This is a genomic window from Rhizobium sp. A22-96 (genome assembly GCF_053521805.1).
In genome coordinates this window covers 83,308-98,734 of sequence record NZ_JBNWDQ010000002.1, presented here as the reverse complement: position 1 = coordinate 98,734, position 15,427 = coordinate 83,308, and the positions used below count along the sequence as shown (strand labels likewise).

14 protein-coding genes are annotated in these 15,427 nt (G+C 59.0%); 11 read left to right on the top strand and 3 right to left on the bottom strand.

Annotated features, from left to right (window positions below; genetic code table 11):
• The first annotated feature begins 123 nt into the window (after positions 1-123).
• From ACQZ6F_RS06945 to ACQZ6F_RS06930, 4 genes are read left to right on the top strand one after another with little or no spacing between them, the layout of a single operon-like run.
• Positions 124-1,278 carry an ABC transporter permease gene (locus ACQZ6F_RS06945; RefSeq protein ID WP_449092324.1) on the top strand — a complete coding sequence of 385 codons (1,155 nt, stop codon included), beginning with the start codon at positions 124-126 and terminating at the stop codon, positions 1,276-1,278.
• 11 nt (positions 1,279-1,289) lie between these two features.
• On the top strand, positions 1,290-2,153 hold the full coding sequence (locus ACQZ6F_RS06940) for an ABC transporter ATP-binding protein (protein ID WP_077468758.1): 864 nt from the start codon (positions 1,290-1,292) through the stop codon (positions 2,151-2,153).
• Positions 2,154-2,162: 9 nt separating this feature from the next.
• The gene (locus ACQZ6F_RS06935; RefSeq protein WP_449092325.1) at positions 2,163-3,533 is read left to right on the top strand and encodes an MlaD family protein; all 1,371 of its coding nucleotides are present in this window, start codon (positions 2,163-2,165) and stop codon (positions 3,531-3,533) included.
• A gap of 38 nt (positions 3,534-3,571) precedes the next feature.
• Complete coding sequence (locus ACQZ6F_RS06930) at positions 3,572-4,186, top strand: ABC-type transport auxiliary lipoprotein family protein (protein WP_077468756.1); 615 nt, start codon at positions 3,572-3,574, stop codon at positions 4,184-4,186.
• 4 nt (positions 4,187-4,190) lie between these two features.
• On the opposite strand, the gene ACQZ6F_RS06925 is transcribed toward ACQZ6F_RS06930, so the two are convergent.
• On the bottom strand, positions 4,191-4,589 hold the full coding sequence (locus ACQZ6F_RS06925) for an SRPBCC family protein (protein ID WP_449092326.1): 399 nt from the start codon (positions 4,587-4,589) through the stop codon (positions 4,191-4,193).
• Positions 4,590-4,852: 263 nt separating this feature from the next.
• On the opposite strand from ACQZ6F_RS06925, the gene gndA reads away from it, so the two are divergent.
• Positions 4,853-6,280: an NADP-dependent phosphogluconate dehydrogenase gene (gene gndA / locus ACQZ6F_RS06920; RefSeq protein ID WP_449092327.1), complete on the top strand. Its 1,428-nt coding sequence runs from the start codon at positions 4,853-4,855 to the stop codon at positions 6,278-6,280.
• Between the two features lie 65 nt (positions 6,281-6,345).
• Here gndA and ACQZ6F_RS06915 read toward each other — a convergent pair whose 3' ends face one another.
• Both ACQZ6F_RS06915 and ACQZ6F_RS06910 read right to left on the bottom strand, forming a co-directional pair.
• Positions 6,346-7,377: a LacI family transcriptional regulator gene (locus ACQZ6F_RS06915; protein ID WP_449092328.1), complete on the bottom strand. Its 1,032-nt coding sequence runs from the start codon at positions 7,375-7,377 to the stop codon at positions 6,346-6,348.
• Between the two features lie 185 nt (positions 7,378-7,562).
• Positions 7,563-7,841: a hypothetical protein gene (locus ACQZ6F_RS06910; protein ID WP_449092329.1), complete on the bottom strand. Its 279-nt coding sequence runs from the start codon at positions 7,839-7,841 to the stop codon at positions 7,563-7,565.
• Here ACQZ6F_RS06910 and ACQZ6F_RS06905 point away from each other — a divergent pair.
• From ACQZ6F_RS06905 to ACQZ6F_RS06880, 6 genes are all read left to right on the top strand, one after another.
• Positions 7,840-9,078 (top strand): ABC transporter substrate-binding protein, encoded by a 1,239-nt coding sequence (locus ACQZ6F_RS06905; protein ID WP_174071471.1) that lies wholly within the window; start codon positions 7,840-7,842, stop codon positions 9,076-9,078. The two genes, ACQZ6F_RS06910 and ACQZ6F_RS06905, sit on opposite strands and share 2 nt — an antisense overlap.
• Before the next feature lie 90 nt (positions 9,079-9,168).
• The gene (locus tag ACQZ6F_RS06900; RefSeq protein ID WP_199149320.1) at positions 9,169-10,059 is read left to right on the top strand and encodes a carbohydrate ABC transporter permease; all 891 of its coding nucleotides are present in this window, start codon (positions 9,169-9,171) and stop codon (positions 10,057-10,059) included.
• Positions 10,060-10,071: 12 nt separating this feature from the next.
• Positions 10,072-10,968, top strand: coding sequence for a carbohydrate ABC transporter permease (locus ACQZ6F_RS06895; RefSeq protein ID WP_449092330.1), 897 nt, complete (start codon positions 10,072-10,074; stop codon positions 10,966-10,968).
• 3 nt (positions 10,969-10,971) lie between these two features.
• Positions 10,972-12,063: an ABC transporter ATP-binding protein gene (locus ACQZ6F_RS06890; RefSeq protein ID WP_449092331.1), complete on the top strand. Its 1,092-nt coding sequence runs from the start codon at positions 10,972-10,974 to the stop codon at positions 12,061-12,063.
• A 58-nt stretch (positions 12,064-12,121) separates the two neighbouring features.
• Positions 12,122-14,584 carry a beta-mannosidase gene (locus tag ACQZ6F_RS06885; protein WP_449092332.1) on the top strand — a complete coding sequence of 821 codons (2,463 nt, stop codon included), beginning with the start codon at positions 12,122-12,124 and terminating at the stop codon, positions 14,582-14,584.
• A gap of 78 nt (positions 14,585-14,662) precedes the next feature.
• Positions 14,663-15,424, top strand: coding sequence for a sugar phosphate isomerase/epimerase family protein (locus ACQZ6F_RS06880; RefSeq protein ID WP_449092333.1), 762 nt, complete (start codon positions 14,663-14,665; stop codon positions 15,422-15,424).
• Positions 15,425-15,427 lie beyond the last annotated feature (3 nt).

The following is a 15,427-nucleotide window of genomic DNA, read 5'->3' as shown; positions in this document are numbered from 1 at the left end:
GTGACATATGTTGGCCGCGGCGCAGCATAGCTATTTCCCGTGCAGTCGGTGTATTAAGCATCGGCGTCGGGTCGGGCTTCCCGAGTCGACGTTAGTGATGCCAGATCTGAGAGACGCATTAGTTTGAACGTAGCCGAACAGAAATCCGATGCACCGAGGATCGATGACGAAGCCGATGGCAGTGGGCATCGCTATCGGCTGGAAGGCAATTGGCGCAGCGCCAATGTGCACGGCGTACTGCGGAAGATCGAGCAGCTCTCGAAACGGAGTTCAGGCGGTGACGTCGTCATCGATCTTTCCGACCTGTCCGATGTGGATACGGCCGGCGCGCTGCTGATCCGGCGTCTGAAGATGAGCCAGGAGGCGCATGGCGCCACGGTGACGATTGACGGCTCCAATCCGCATATTGATGAGCTGCTGACCGCCTTCGACGAGGATCCAGATGCGGAAACCGGGCGGGCGAAGTCGAAGGGACCATGGACCGAGCGGCTGTTCGCTCCCATCGGCAAGACAGTCTACGAGCTATGGGGCAACCTGATTGCCGCCATGTACATACTGGGCTCGGCTGTTCGCGGCGCGCAGCTCAAATTCGGACGCGGTAGCGGCGTCTCGCCGGCTTCGATCATCAATCAGATCGATCACATGGCCGTCAGGGCTGTTCCCATCATTCTGCTGATGTCCTATCTGATTGGCGCGATCATTGCGCAGCAGGGGGCATTCCAGCTGCGCTATTTTGGCGCCGAGGTCTTTGTCGTCGATCTCGTCGGCATCCTGCAATTGCGCGAAATCGGCGTGCTTCTGACGGCGATCATGATCGCGGGCCGTTCCGGCAGCGCGATTACCGCCGAAATCGGCTCGATGAAGATGCGCGAGGAAGTGGATGCGTTGAAGGTCATGGGCCTCAACCCCATCGGCGTGCTGATCTTTCCGCGGCTGGTGGCGCTGACGGTCGCCCTGCCGTTGCTGACGATCCTTGCAAACTTCGCTTCGCTCTTCGGCGCGGCCACGGTGACCTGGGCCTATTCCGGCATCACCTTCGCCACCTTCGTTTCGCGTCTGCACGAGGCAATCAGCCTTTCCACTGTTATTTCCGGCATGATCAAGGCGCCGTTCATGGCGCTGGTCATCGGCATCGTGGCTGCGGTCGAGGGTTTGAAGGTCGGAGGCAGCGCCGAATCGCTGGGCCAGCACGTCACCTCATCGGTCGTGAAGTCGATCTTCGTTGTTATCCTCATGGATGGGCTTTTTGCCATATTCTATGCAGCGATCGATTTCTGAGGACATCAACGATGAGCGCACTTCACTCGGAAATCCCGTTGGAAAAAGATGAGCGTGGCAGGGACATCGTGCTGTCGGCAAAGGATGTCACCGTCGCTTTCGGCTCGAAAGTCGTGCTCGACAAATTGAACCTCAATATCTACCGCGGCGAGATCCTTGGTTTCGTCGGTGCTTCCGGTGCCGGCAAGTCCGTACTGCTGCGCACGGTATTGCGGCTTCTGCCGCGCCGCTCGGGCAAGATCGAGATCCTCGGCGAGGACTACGACAAGCTCGACGAACAGGACCGCAACAGGCTCGATATGCGCCTTGGCGTCCTCTTCCAGCAGGGCGCATTGTTCTCCTCGCTGACGGTGCGGGAAAACATCCAGGTGCCCATGCGGGAATATCTGGATCTGCCACAGGATATGATGGACGAGCTGGCGCTGATGAAGATCCGCATGGTGGGTCTGGCTGCCGATGCCGCCGACAAATACCCGTCCGAGCTTTCCGGCGGCATGATCAAGCGTGCGGCTCTTGCCAGAGCGCTCGCGCTCGATCCCGACCTAGTATTCCTCGACGAGCCAACCTCCGGGCTCGATCCGATCGGCGCTGCTGAGTTCGACGAATTGATCGCAAAGCTGCGCGACACGCTCGGCCTGACCGTTTATATGGTGACTCACGACCTAGACAGCCTGTTTTCCGTCTGCGACCGTATTGCTGTTCTCGGACAGAAACGGGTATTGGTGGAAGGCACGGTTGAGGACATGCTCGCTTGCGACGACCCGTGGGTGCAGGCCTATTTCAAGGGCAAGCGCGCACGTTCGATTGTGCCTCGGGACGACATCAGGGAGCACACAGACGATAACGGCGCAGGCGCCCACAGCCGCGAGAAGTGACTGGAAACTATGGAAACCAAAGCCAATTATACGATCGTCGGGTTCTTTACGCTGCTTGTTATCGCGGCCGCCTTCGGTTTCGTCTACTGGATGGCCGAATATGGCCGCGGCGGTCCGATGGTCGAACTCGTGGTTCGCATTCCCGGCTCCGCCAACGGTTTGAGCGTCGGTTCACCGGTTCGCTTCAACGGCATTCAGGTCGGCTCGGTGCAGGGCCTGTCGATCGATGCCGACGATCCGAACTATTCGCTCGCCTTCACCCAGGTGCGTGCTGACGCGCCGGTTTACACGTCAACCAAGGCCATTCTTGAAATTCAGGGCCTGACGGGCGCTGCTTATATCGAGCTTTCCGGCGGTCGCAATGGCGACGAGAATATTCTCAAACGCTCCGTAGATACCGGCAAGCGCGCCGTGCTGCTTGCGGATCAATCCAGCGTTACGAACCTTTTGACGACCGCGGACAAGATCCTGAACCGTGCCAATGACACGATCGGCGACATTCAGGGCTTTGTCTCGGATTCGCGCGGACCGTTGACCGACACGGTGCGCAATGCGCAGAAATTCTCCAAGGCCATCGCCGACAATTCCGACAATATCGACAAGTTCCTGGCTAGCGTCGGGCAACTGTCCGACACCTTCAAGACGGTTTCGGTTCGTGTCGACTCCACGCTGGATGCTATCGAGAAGCTGGTGCGTGCCGTCGATGCCCAGAAAGTCAACGACGTCATCGCCAATGCCGACAGGATCACCGCGAATGTTGCGGATGCCACGACCGATCTGAAGGCGACCATTGCAAGCTTCAAGCAGACCGCCGACACCTACAATAGCTTCGGCCAGAAAGCACAGCAGACGCTGGATCGTGTCGACGCGATCGTGGCGCAGATCGATCCTGCGAAGATCAAGGGATCGGTTGACGATATTGCCGATGTGACGAAGCAGGCGCGTACCGCCGTTGCTTCCATTCGCGACGTGGCCAATTCGGTTGCGGCTCATCAGCAGGATATCGATCAGACGATTGCCAATGCGCGGGACATTTCCAGCAAGCTGAACTCCGCATCCGGCAAGGTCGACGGCATTCTCACGAAGGTCGATTCCCTGCTCGGCAATGACAGCACGCAATCGTTGTTCGCCGAGGCCAAGGATACGCTCGAGTCCTTCAAGAAGATGGCTGACAATCTCAATAGCCGGATCGGGCCGATCGCCGACAATCTGCAGAAGTTTTCCAGCAGCGGCTTGCGTGATGCCCAGACCCTCATCAACGACATGCGGGGCACGGTTGACAATCTGAATACGACAATCACTAATTTCGACAAGAATCCGCAGCGATTGATCTTCGGCGGAGATACGGTCAAGACGTATGACGGCCGCGCGCGGCATTGATGAACAGCGATATCTGGTCTCCAGGGGATAAGCGAAATATGGTCGGTTGCGTGTCGAGTAAGCGTCATCAGGTGTGGAGCGCTGTGGTCGTGTTGCCGTTGCTCGCAGTCTTGCTGGGGGGCTGCGGCAGTTCCGGCAATAACGACACCTACGATCTTTCCGCTTCGGCAAAGGCGAGTGGCCCGTCGGTCAAGAACCGCCAGATCCTCATCCCGCCGCCGACGGCGCTGCAGGCGCTGGATAGCAACCAGATCGTCATCCGTGTCTCGTCCTCGGAAATCCAGTATCTCGGCAAGTCGCAATGGAGCGACAAGCTGAGCAAGATGGTGCAGTCGAAGCTGGTGGAAGCCTTCGAGAACACCGGCAAGCTCGGCGGCGTCGGCGTGCCGGGGCAGGGCCTTGCGATCGACTATCAGATCGTCACGGACATTCGCTCGTTCGAGATCAATGCGGCTGGTGGTCAGAAGAGCGCGGTCGTCGAAATCTCCGAAAAGATCCTGAACGACCGTTCGGGCACCGTGAAGGCGCAGAACATCTTCCGCAAGGTCGTTCCCGTCAGCGGCGGCAGCAATCCGGATTTCGTCCGTGCGCTGGATTCTGCATTTGCCGGCGTGACCAGCGAGCTCGTCGATTGGACGTTGCGCTCGCTGTAAGCGGTCACAGCTCCATAAGATCTTTCAGTGTCGTGAGATCGCGCAATACATGCGCGGCATCGGCTGCAAACTGCGCTTCTGTCATGCCGGGGAGCCGCAGCACCGTGAACATCACCTCGCAGCCATCTCCATTTGGCACGATCCTCAAGGCATTGTAGACCTTCAGGCCAGATTCCAAGGTCACCAGGTGATCGATGACACCAAAATCGTTGCTGGGCGCAAAGCGTACGCGGGCGGTGCCAAGAACGCCCTCTGCGATCCAGTCGTCTCCATCCTGCTTCAGTCCTGATGCAAGGCCCGAAGCCCAATGTGGCATGTTTTGCGGACGGCTGGCGAAATCGTAAACTTCCCTCCAGTCGCGTTCGATAGGGATATGGATGATCTTCGCGGTCATGGTCGACATGATGGTCTTCTCCCCTATATCACCCGGACGGATTGGCGGTTTGCTGTGGATCCCGCAACATTCTTGCACAGTCCTGCAAAGGGGACGATTCACGGCTCGCGGAGGCTTGCCGTTTTTCGTCCGGAGTGCAACAACAACCCCCAACGCAGGGATGCCGTCGGCCGCGTGGAGCGTCGGCGGTATTGCGTCACATCAAATGTTACTGCGCCTTCCGGATCTTCAGGGTGGGCCGGACGCAGTCAACGGCTCATTGGAGGATTGTCGTGGAAAAGGCAGAAATCGGGCTGATCGGTCTTGCTGTGATGGGATCGAATCTGGCGCTCAACATCGCCGAAAAAGGCAACAAGATCGCAGTGTTCAACCGTACGCCGCAGGTGACCGATGAATTCTATGCGAATGCAGGCGAGCTCAAGGACAAGATCATTCCTTGCAAGACGATCGAAGAGTTCGTCGAGGCTATCCGCCCGCCGCGGCCGATCATCATCATGATCAAGGCCGGCGAGCCGGTCGACCAGCAGATGGCGGCACTGCAGCCCTATCTCGATAAGGGCGACATCATGATCGATGCCGGCAACGCCAATTTCCGCGACACCATCGCGCGCTTCGATCGTCTGAAGGATACCGAGCTGACATTCATCGGCATGGGCGTCTCCGGCGGTGAGGAAGGAGCCCGTCACGGCCCGTCCATCATGGTCGGCGGCACCGAGGAATCCTACAAGCGCGTCGAAAAGGTGCTGACCTCGATCGCTGCGAAGTACAACGACGATCCCTGCGTTGCCTGGCTCGGCAATGGCGGCGCCGGTCATTTCGTCAAGACCATCCACAATGGCATCGAATATGCCGATATGCAGATGATTGCCGAAATCTACGGCATCCTGCGTGACGGTCTTGGCAAGAGCGCCGCCGAGATCAGCTCGATCTTCGGCGAGTGGAACAGGGGCCGCCTGAATTCCTACCTGATCGAGATCACCGAAAAAGTTCTGGCCGCCAAGGATCCGGCAACCGGCAATGCCGTTCCCGATATCATTCTCGACAAGGCCGGCCAGAAGGGCACCGGCAAGTGGTCTGTCATCGAAGCGCAGAACATGGGCATTCCGGCGACTGCCATCGAAGCTGCCGTTGCAGCCCGCAGCCTGTCGGCCATCAAGAGCCAGCGCGAGGCTGCCGAGAAGATCTTCGGCACGCCGGACTACAAGTTCCCGACCGCCTTTGGTCCTGAATTGCTGAAGGATCTCGAGCTTGCGCTGTTTGCCGCCAAGATCGGCGCCTACGCGCAGGGCTTCGCCGTCATGGCCGAGGCTTCGAAGGAGTTCAACTGGTCGCTGCCGATGCCTGTCATCGCCAAGATCTGGCGGGCCGGCTGCATTATCCGTTCGCAGTTCCTCGACGAGATCACCAGCGCCTTCACCAAGGCACCGGATGCGGCAAATCTCATCGTCACACCTGCCTTCGCAGAAATGGTCAAGGAATCGATCCCGTCGCTGCGGCGCATCGTTTCGGCCGCGACTGCGTCCGGCCTACCGGTTCCGGCACTTGCTTCGGCCTTGACCTATTTCGATGCCTATCGCCAGGCTCGCGGCACTGCCAATCTGATCCAGGCCCAACGCGACTTCTTCGGCGCGCACGGCTTCGACCGCGTCGACGGCAAGGATATTCACCACGGCCCATGGGGGAGCGGCGCTCAGGGCTGAGAAGGCCGATAGAGTGCAACATTAAAAAGCCCGCCGGAGCGATCCGGCGGGCTTTTTCATTTCCGTCAGCTCTTTGGCCAGACAGGTGAGCTGATGCTTTGCAGCAGCTCCGGCTCTATGCCGTCGATGCGGGCAATGACGGCCTTGGCCAACTCCCGGCCGCCATGGCGGACATCCTCGTAGATCGTGATGATCTCCGGGCGGATCCAGTTCAGTACGTCGGTCGACTGCTTGGCGACCATGTCGATATCGCGGCCAAGCCGGAAGCCGGCCGCTTCGATGCCGGCGTTGACGGCAATGGCGCCGCCGCCGCTGGAGCAGACGATGCCGTCAGGCGGATGCGGGGAGCGCATCAGCGCTTCCACGCTGTCCCTGATATCGGCCAGCGGCGCATCGGTCGTCACTCGCAGAGGTATCTCCTCGGCGCCATATTCGTGCAGGCCGATCTGGAAGCCGATTCGGGTGTGGGCGTAATAGCTGAGCTTGCTGGAAGGCTGCAGCAGCGCCAGGCGACGCCTGCCCTTGGCAACCAGCGCCCGAACGGCCTCTTGCGTGAAGGCCTCGTTATCGAAGTCGTGGAAGGGATGGACGATGCCCATATCCGTCCGCCCATGGGTGGCGAAGGGCAGGCCGCGTTCGTCCATCAACCGAACGCGCGGATCGTCCGGCTCTGTGCGTGATATGATAACGCCATCCGCCGAGCCGGTGTCGAGGATATAGCGCACGGGAACCAGGGGGTCCTTGCTGTGCGAATGCGGCGTGATGACAAGATGATATTGCGTGCCCGCGAGAACCTCGGAAATCCCGAAGACCATCTGGCTGGTGAAGCCCATGATTTCTTCGTCGATGCTCAGCACCAGCGCGATGACGTTGGTCTTGCCGGTTCTCAGGCGTACGCCGGCGCGGTTCGGCTGATAGCCCAATTGTCGGGCAACCATGCGTACCCGTTCCTTGGTCTCGGCACTGATATCGGGAGCATCCTTCAAGGCGCGCGAAACGGTGGTAATTCCAAGCCCCGTCATGAAGGCGATCGTCTTCAGAGTAGGCCGCTCCGGTGGAGATTGCGGACCGCTTCCTGAAATTTTCTTATTGTCCATTTCGTACAAGCTCGCCTCCCGGCCGCCTCCTGCGGCCAATCCGCTTATATTGCTCACGCCGATGCCGCAAGCATAGGTGCAATGCCATGGTTCCTCCGTCGACGAGCAAAACTGTAACGATACAGTATGAATGTCGAGCACTATTTTAGACCTGTCTACCGTTGACGTGCCTAATGGTTGTATTGCTATCCCCGGGTGAGCAGTTCTCCGCTTATGAAACGGCGCTCGGCAATCCGTTGATGGGTTTCTTTGCTTATTTGAAATAATATCAATTGTTTACTGAATATTTTTCGAAGGCTCTGGCCCCAATCATGAGCCAGGGTGCCCGTATCTTCCACAGGTAAAATATTACCTTTGGTTGTATAATTGGCGTTCAGCGAAAAAATAACTGGCTGGCGGTTGCGTACCGAAAATGATTCGACTACGTTTTTCCGGCAACGTTTCAGTGAGGGAGGAGAACTCATGAATATTCGTTTGATGGCTGCCGCTTTGCTCGCATCTGTCGCGATTCCAGCCTTTTCAGCCAATGCGACCGATCTTGAGGTAACGCATTGGTGGACATCGGGTGGTGAAGCGGCCGCGGTGAAGGTTCTGGCCGAGCAGTACAATGCTCTTGGCAAAGATCACTGGGTCGACGGCGCGATCGCCGGATCCGGCTCGACGGCAACGCCACTGATCGTCAGCCGCATCCTGGGCGGCAATCCAATGGGTGCCACGCAGCTCAACACGGGCCGCGACGCCGAAGAGCTGGTCAAGGCCGGCCTCATGACCGATCTGACCGATCTGGCTGAAAAGGAACACTGGAAAGATATTATTCGCCCGGCGAGCCTGCTGGCATCCTGCACCTATGAAGGCCGCGTCTATTGCGTGCCGCTCAATATTCACTCCTGGCAGTGGATGTGGGTCAACCGGCATGTCTTCGAAGACAATGGCATGAAGGTTCCGGCCAATTGGGATGAATTCGTCGCCGACGCGCCGAAGTTGCGCGAGAAGGGTATCGTTCCGCTTGCGACCGGCGCTCCATGGCAGGTCGACGGCATGCGCAGCGTCATGCAGATCGGCATTGGCGGCAAGGAAACCTATCTGGCGATCTACCAGAAGAAGGACGCAGACGCCGTGAAGAGCCCCGAAAACCGCAAGGTTTGGGATGCCTTCGCGCAGGCTCGCGATCTGGTTGACGAGAGCTATTCCGGCCGTGACTGGAACGTCGCCACCAACATGGTCATCACAGGCAAGGCTGCCGCGCAGATCATGGGCGACTGGGCACAAGGCGAGTTTGGCGTCGCCAAGCAGGTTGCCGGCAAGGACTACGATTGCCTGCCGGGTCTCGGCTTCAACGGTTTGCTCGATACCGGTGGCGACAGCTTCTATTTCCCGAAGAACAGCAATGCCGATATCACCAAAGCGCAGCTCGAGCTTGCCAGCATGCTCGTGTCCAAGGAAACCCAGGTGAAGTTCAACCTCGCCAAGGGTTCTCTGCCGGTGCGTGGCGATATCGATCTGAGTGCGGCCAGCAGCTGCATGAAGAAGGGTCTGGAAATCCTGAAGAATCCGGACAACGTCGTGCCGGGCGTGACCCAGCTGATCGACCCGGATACACGCGGCCAGATGACCGACCTCGGACTGCAGTTCTTCTCGTCGAAGATGACGGTGGACGAGGCCATTGAAAAGCAGGCCGCCATCTTCAAGCAGGCACAGTAAGCAGACGACCATCCTATCAATCGCGATGGCCGGCTTGGGGCGGGCGAGGGTTCTCGCCTGTCCCGATGCACGCCACCAACGGAGGTATTGATGGCTAACGCTGTCCGGCCATTTGGTCTGTTCCGCAACCTGAATGCAAAGATCGCCGCCATTCCGATGGTGTTGACGGTGATCGTTGTGTTCGTGGGCTGCACGCTCTGGACCGTCATCTATTCGTTCACAGATTCAAGACTGCTGCCCAGCTCGAACTTTGTCGGTCTGGCGCAATATCAGCGCCTGTGGGGCACCGATCGCTGGAACATCTCAATCGGCAATCTTGCCATTTACGGCGTTCTTAGCCTCGTTTTCGCTTTCGTCGTCGGCTTCGTCCTTGCCGTGCTGATGGACCAGAAGATCCGCTTCGAGAATACGTTTCGAACGATTTTCCTCTATCCCTTCGCCCTTTCCTTCATCGTCACCGGACTTGTCTGGCAATGGATCCTCGATCCGGCGCTGGGACTGCCGAAACTGGCGCAGGACATGGGGTTCACCTGGTTCAATTTCGCGCTGCTCGGCAATCAGAAAACGGTGCTCTATGCGCTCGTCATCGCCGGGCTCTGGCAGGGCACCGGTCTGGTGATGGTGCTGATGCTGGCAGGTCTGCGCGGGATTGACGGCGAGATCTGGAAGGCCTCGCGTGTCGACGGCATCCCGGCCTGGCGAACCTATATTTTCGTCGTCATCCCGATGATGCGCGGCGTCTTCGTCACCACGCTCGTCATCGTCGCTTCGGGCATCGTGCGCGTCTACGATCTGGTCGTTGCCATGACATCAGGCGGGCCGGGCTTCGCATCCGAAATGCCGGCCAAATATGTCTACGACTTCATGTTCCAGCGTTCGAACCTTGGGCAGGCGCTTGCCGCCTCCACAGTCATGCTGGTCACCGTGTTCATCTTCGTCGTGCCGTGGGCTCTCTACGAGTTCCGCCAGAAGCGCAGATAAGGGAGGCACCAAATGGCATTTGCCACCGCAATCGAGCCTTCGGGCGCAAAACCCAAGCGCCGCTTCGCGCCGCGCACCATCATGCTCTACGGCTTTCTCGGGCTTGCGGCACTCTACTACGTGCTGCCGCTCTATGTGATGATCGTCACCTCGCTCAAGGGCATGCCTGAGATACGCCTCGGCAACATTTTTGCGCCGCCGATGGAAATCACCTTTGAGCCATGGGTGAAAGCCTGGTCGCAGGCCTGCACCGGTCTTTATTGCCACGGCATCCAGGTCGGCTTCTGGAATTCTGTGAAAATCCTCGTTCCGAGCGTCATCGTCTCGATCGCCGTTGCTTCGGTCAACGGATATGCGCTGGCCAACTGGCGCTTTAAAGGATCGGAAGTCTTCTTCACCATCCTGCTATTCGGCGCTTTCATCCCCTACCAGGTCATGCTCTATCCGCTCGTCATGGTGCTGCGCGAACTCGGCCTGTTCGCAACGCTTGGCGGCATCGTCCTCGTGCATACGATCTTCGGTATGCCGATCAACACGTTGCTGTTCCGCAATTATTTCGCCTCGCTTCCGCCTGAGCTCTTCAAGGCGGCGCGTGTCGACGGCGCGGGCTTCTGGCAGATCTTCCTGCGCATCATGCTGCCCATGTCGCTGCCGATCTTCGTCGTCGGCATCATCATCCAGATCACCGGCATCTGGAATGACTTCCTGTTCGGCGTCATTTTTGCCGGCACGCAGAACTATCCGATGACCGTGCAGCTCAACAACGTCGTCAACGCCGTTCAGGGCGTCAAGGAATACAACGTCAATATGGCCGCAACGCTTCTTACCGGCGCGGTGCCGCTTATCGTCTATTTCGTGTCCGGACGGCTCTTCGTCCGTGGCATCGCCGCCGGCGCAGTGAAGGGTTGATCCATGAACAGCAGCGTTTCCATCAAAGACCTTTCGCTGAATTTCGGTGCGGTCAACGTCCTGAAAAATCTCAACCTCGAGATCAATGACGGCGAATTCCTCGTACTCCTCGGCTCATCCGGCTGCGGCAAGTCGACCTTGCTCAACTGCATCGCCGGCCTGCTTGATATCAGCGAGGGCCAGATCTTCATCAAAGGCAAGAACGTCACCTGGGAAGAGCCCAAGGACCGCGGCATCGGCATGGTGTTCCAGTCCTACGCGCTCTATCCGCAGATGTCGGTCGAGAAGAACCTCTCCTTCGGCCTACGCGTCGCCAAAGTGCCGAACGACGAGATCAAGAAGCGCATCGCGCGTGCGGCCGAGATTCTGCAGATCGAGCCGCTGCTGAAGCGCAAGCCGGCCGAACTTTCGGGCGGCCAGCGCCAGCGCGTGGCTATCGGCCGGGCACTGGTGCGCGATGTCGACGTCTTCCTCTTCGACGAGCCCTTGTCGAACCTCGATGCGAAGCTACGTTCTGAGCTGCGCGTGGAAATCAAGCGGCTGCACCAGTCGCTGAAAAATACGATGATCTACGTCACCCACGACCAGATCGAGGCTCTGACGCTCGCCGACCGTATCGCGATCATGAAGAACGGCGTCATCATGCAGCTCGATGATCCCACGACGATCTACAACGAGCCGCGCAATCTCTTCGTCGCCGGCTTCATCGGATCGCCGTCCATGAATTTCCTCAAGGGCGAACTGGTGAACCGGGAAGGCAAGGTGGCGTTTGCGACCAATGATGTGCTGTTCTCGCTTGATGGCTACAGGGCGGGCGAGGCGTTGCAGGCCGGCCGCAAGGTCGTGCTTGGCGTGCGTCCCGAGCACATAAAGGTCAACGAGGAGCTTGCGTCGGGCGCAGAGGTACACAACGCGACCGTCGATATCGAAGAGCCGATGGGCGCCGACAATCTGCTCTGGCTGAAGCATGCCGGCCACACTTTGTCGGTGCGCGTCAACGGTAGCAGGCGGTTTGGCCCCGGCACGGGCGTGAAGCTCGGCTTTGACATGTCTCTCGCATCGCTCTTTGATGCGCAGACAGAACTCAGAATATGATCCTATGCCCTGGAGGCGGCCTTGCCGCCTCCACCTTGCAGCGGTCCGAGGAGGTCCGATGTCGTCTTCGCTCAATGATAATTTCACCGTCGATCTGGCTGGCGCGTGGAGGCTCACATCTCCCGACAGCGATCATTCCCTCTCCATGTCTCTGCCCGGTGATGTCCATGCCGCACTGAATGCGGAAGGCCTCATTCCGGACCCATATTTCGGCCGGAACGAAGAGCTCGTGCAGTGGGTGGCCAAGCAGGATTGGCAGCTGACACGCAGCTTCACCCTCGATGACACCGGTGGCGACTGGTATCTCGATATCGACTATCTCGACACCGTCGCGAGCGTCTATGTCAATGAGGCGCTCGTGCTCGAAGCCGACAATTGCTTTCAGCGTTATCGCCCCGATGTCTCGAAGGCGTTGAAGACGGGCGAGAACAGCATTCGCATCGTCCTGCATTCGAGCATCAGGGAGGGAGCGGAGCGGCAGGCGAAGCAACCGTTCTATATCCCCTACAGCACAGGCAATTCACCGATCCCGAATGGTAACATGCTGCGCAAGCCGCAATGCCATTTCGGCTGGGACTGGAACATCGCGATCGCACCTCTCGGGCTCTACGGCACGATCGCGCTGAAGAAGCTCGAGATCGCCCGCATCGAGAATGTCGTCACCCAACAGATCCACAATGACGACGGTTCCGTGGATCTGAAGGTGACGGTGGCGCTGTTTGCCAAGGGTACTGGCGTTGCGCAGCTTTATTTCGAGCTGGATGAAGAGCGGGTGCGCCTCGATGTCGGCGTCAATGCCGGCGAGACCTCGATCACCCATGTCTTCCATGTCGACAAGCCCAGGCTCTGGTGGCCGGCCGGCAATGGCGAGCAAGCCCTCTACGCCCTGTCAGTGGAGACGAATTTCGAGACCGTTACGCGGCAGATCGGTCTGCGGACGGTCGAGCTGATCACTGACGAGGACGAGGCCGGCAGCCGCTTTGCCTTGAAGGTGAACGGCCGCGAGATCTTTGCCCGCGGCGCCAACTGGATTCCGGCCGACGCGCTGTTTTCGCGCTCCAAGCCGGAGCTGACCGAGGATCTGCTGCAATCGGCGGCGGCCGCCAACATGAACATCATCCGCGTCTGGGGTGGTGGCTTCTACGAGCACGACTGGTTCTACGACATCTGCGACCGCTTGGGGCTGATGGTGTGGCAGGACTTCATGTTCGCCTGCAACCTCTATCCTTCGACGGGCGATTTCCTGGAGAATGTCGAGGAAGAGGTTGGCTATCAGGTTCGCCGGCTGGCGACGCATCCGTCGATCGTGTTGTGGTGCGGCGATAATGAACTGGTCGGCGCGCTCACATGGTTTGAGGAATCCCGCAAGGATCGAGACCGCTACCTCGTCTCCTATGATCGTCTGAACAGGACGATCGAGCAGGCGATGAAGAAGGCTGCACCGGACGCGATCTGGTGGCCGTCAAGCCCGGCATCCGGCTATCTGAACTTCGGCGATGCCTGGCATGCCGATGGCTCGGGCGACATGCACTATTGGTCGGTCTGGCACGAGAACAAGTCCTTCGACAATTATCGCACCGTGCGCCCGCGCTTCTGCTCGGAATTCGGCTTCCAGTCCTACACCTCGCTACCGGTCATCAAGACCTATGCCGAGGCGAAGGATATGAACATCGCTTCTCCGGTCATGGAGCTGCACCAGAAGAATGCCGGCGGCAACGAGCGCATTGCCGGCACGATGTTCCGCTATTTCCGTTTCCCCAAGGATTTTCCAAACTTCGTCTATCTGAGCCAGGTCCAGCAGGGCCTCGCCATCAAGACGGCTGTGGAATATTGGCGGTCTTTGAAGCCGCATTGCATGGGCACCATCTACTGGCAGCTCAACGACACCTGGCCGGTGGCATCATGGTCGAGTCTCGATTACGGCGGCCGATGGAAGGTGATGCATTATCTGGTGCGGCGCTTCTTCCAGCCCATATCGGTCGCGGCGATCCCGTCGGAAGACAACAAGACCATCCGTTTCTCTTTGGTCAACGACACCAATGCCGACGTCACGGCCGATATTTCCGTCTCGCTGCTGAAGCTTGACGGCGAGCGGGTACCTTTGACCACGGCGCATGCGGTCTGCACGCCGGACGCTGCTGTTGTTGCATTGTCGATCGATGCGGATCAGGTGCCGGCGGGTTGCCTGCTGGCGTGGCGTTTCACCGCATCGAACGGCATGGGCGGCGAGGGGCATTATGTCCACGGCACCTACAAGGCTCTGGAGCTTCAGCCAGCGGGCCTGACGGTGTTGAGGGAGGAGAGGCAAGAAAACGGGACGGTGGAACTCACCGTCACCGCAAAGGGACTTGCGCTGTTCGTGATGATCGAGAGCGAGACCGAGGGGCGCTATTCCGACAATGCCTTCGATCTTGCCGCCGGCGAAAGCCGACGCATCGTCTTTACGCCGGCCAAGCCGCTGGCCGGCGGTGTCCCTGCATTCCGCATCTACGATCTGCAATCCAGCCAATCGGTGGATTGAGTTATCACGCCGTCACGGCGGCGTTTTCGGGGCGACAAGCCCAAGACAGACGGCCGGGAGGCCATTGGAGGACTATCGATGACGAAACTTGGATTTCAGCTTTATAGCGCCCGCAATTTTCAGCCCTATTCGGAGATCTTCGTCAAGCTCGGCAAGGCCGGCTACGCCGAGGTCGAAGGCTTTGGCGGCATTTATGCCGATCTGGACGAGGCGGGCCTGAAGAGCCTGCGCGCCGAGCTCGACAAGAATGGCCTGGTGATGGCGAGCGGCCACTTCAGCCCCGACTTCCTCGACGGGCAGGTAGAGAAGGCACTCACGATCGCCAGGACGCTCGGCATGGACTCGATCTACGCGCCGCATATCGGCGCCGACGAGCGCCCGAAGGATGCAGCCGGCTGGCTGGCATTCGGCAAGCGCCTGCAGGAAATGAGCAAGCCCTACAAGGACGCAGGCTTCGAATTCGGCTGGCACAATCACGATTTCGAATTCGTCAAGCAGGCCGACGGCTCGCTGCCGATCGAGCAGATCTTCGAAGGCGCTCCGGATATCTCCTGGGAAGCCGATATCGCCTGGGTCATCCGTGGCGGCGGCGATCCCTGGGGCGTGATCGAAGCGCTCGCTTCACGCATCACAGCCGTTCACGTCAAGGACATCGCACCGGCTGGCGAGAACAAGAATGAAGACGGCTGGTCCGACCTTGGATATGGTACGGTTCCCTGGGCAAAGCTCATCAAGGCGCTGGCCGGCACCAAGGCCAAGCACTACGTTATCGAGCATGACAATCCGAGCGACGTCGATCGTCTGATCACCCGCTCCATCGCATCCTTCAAGAGCTTTTGAGGC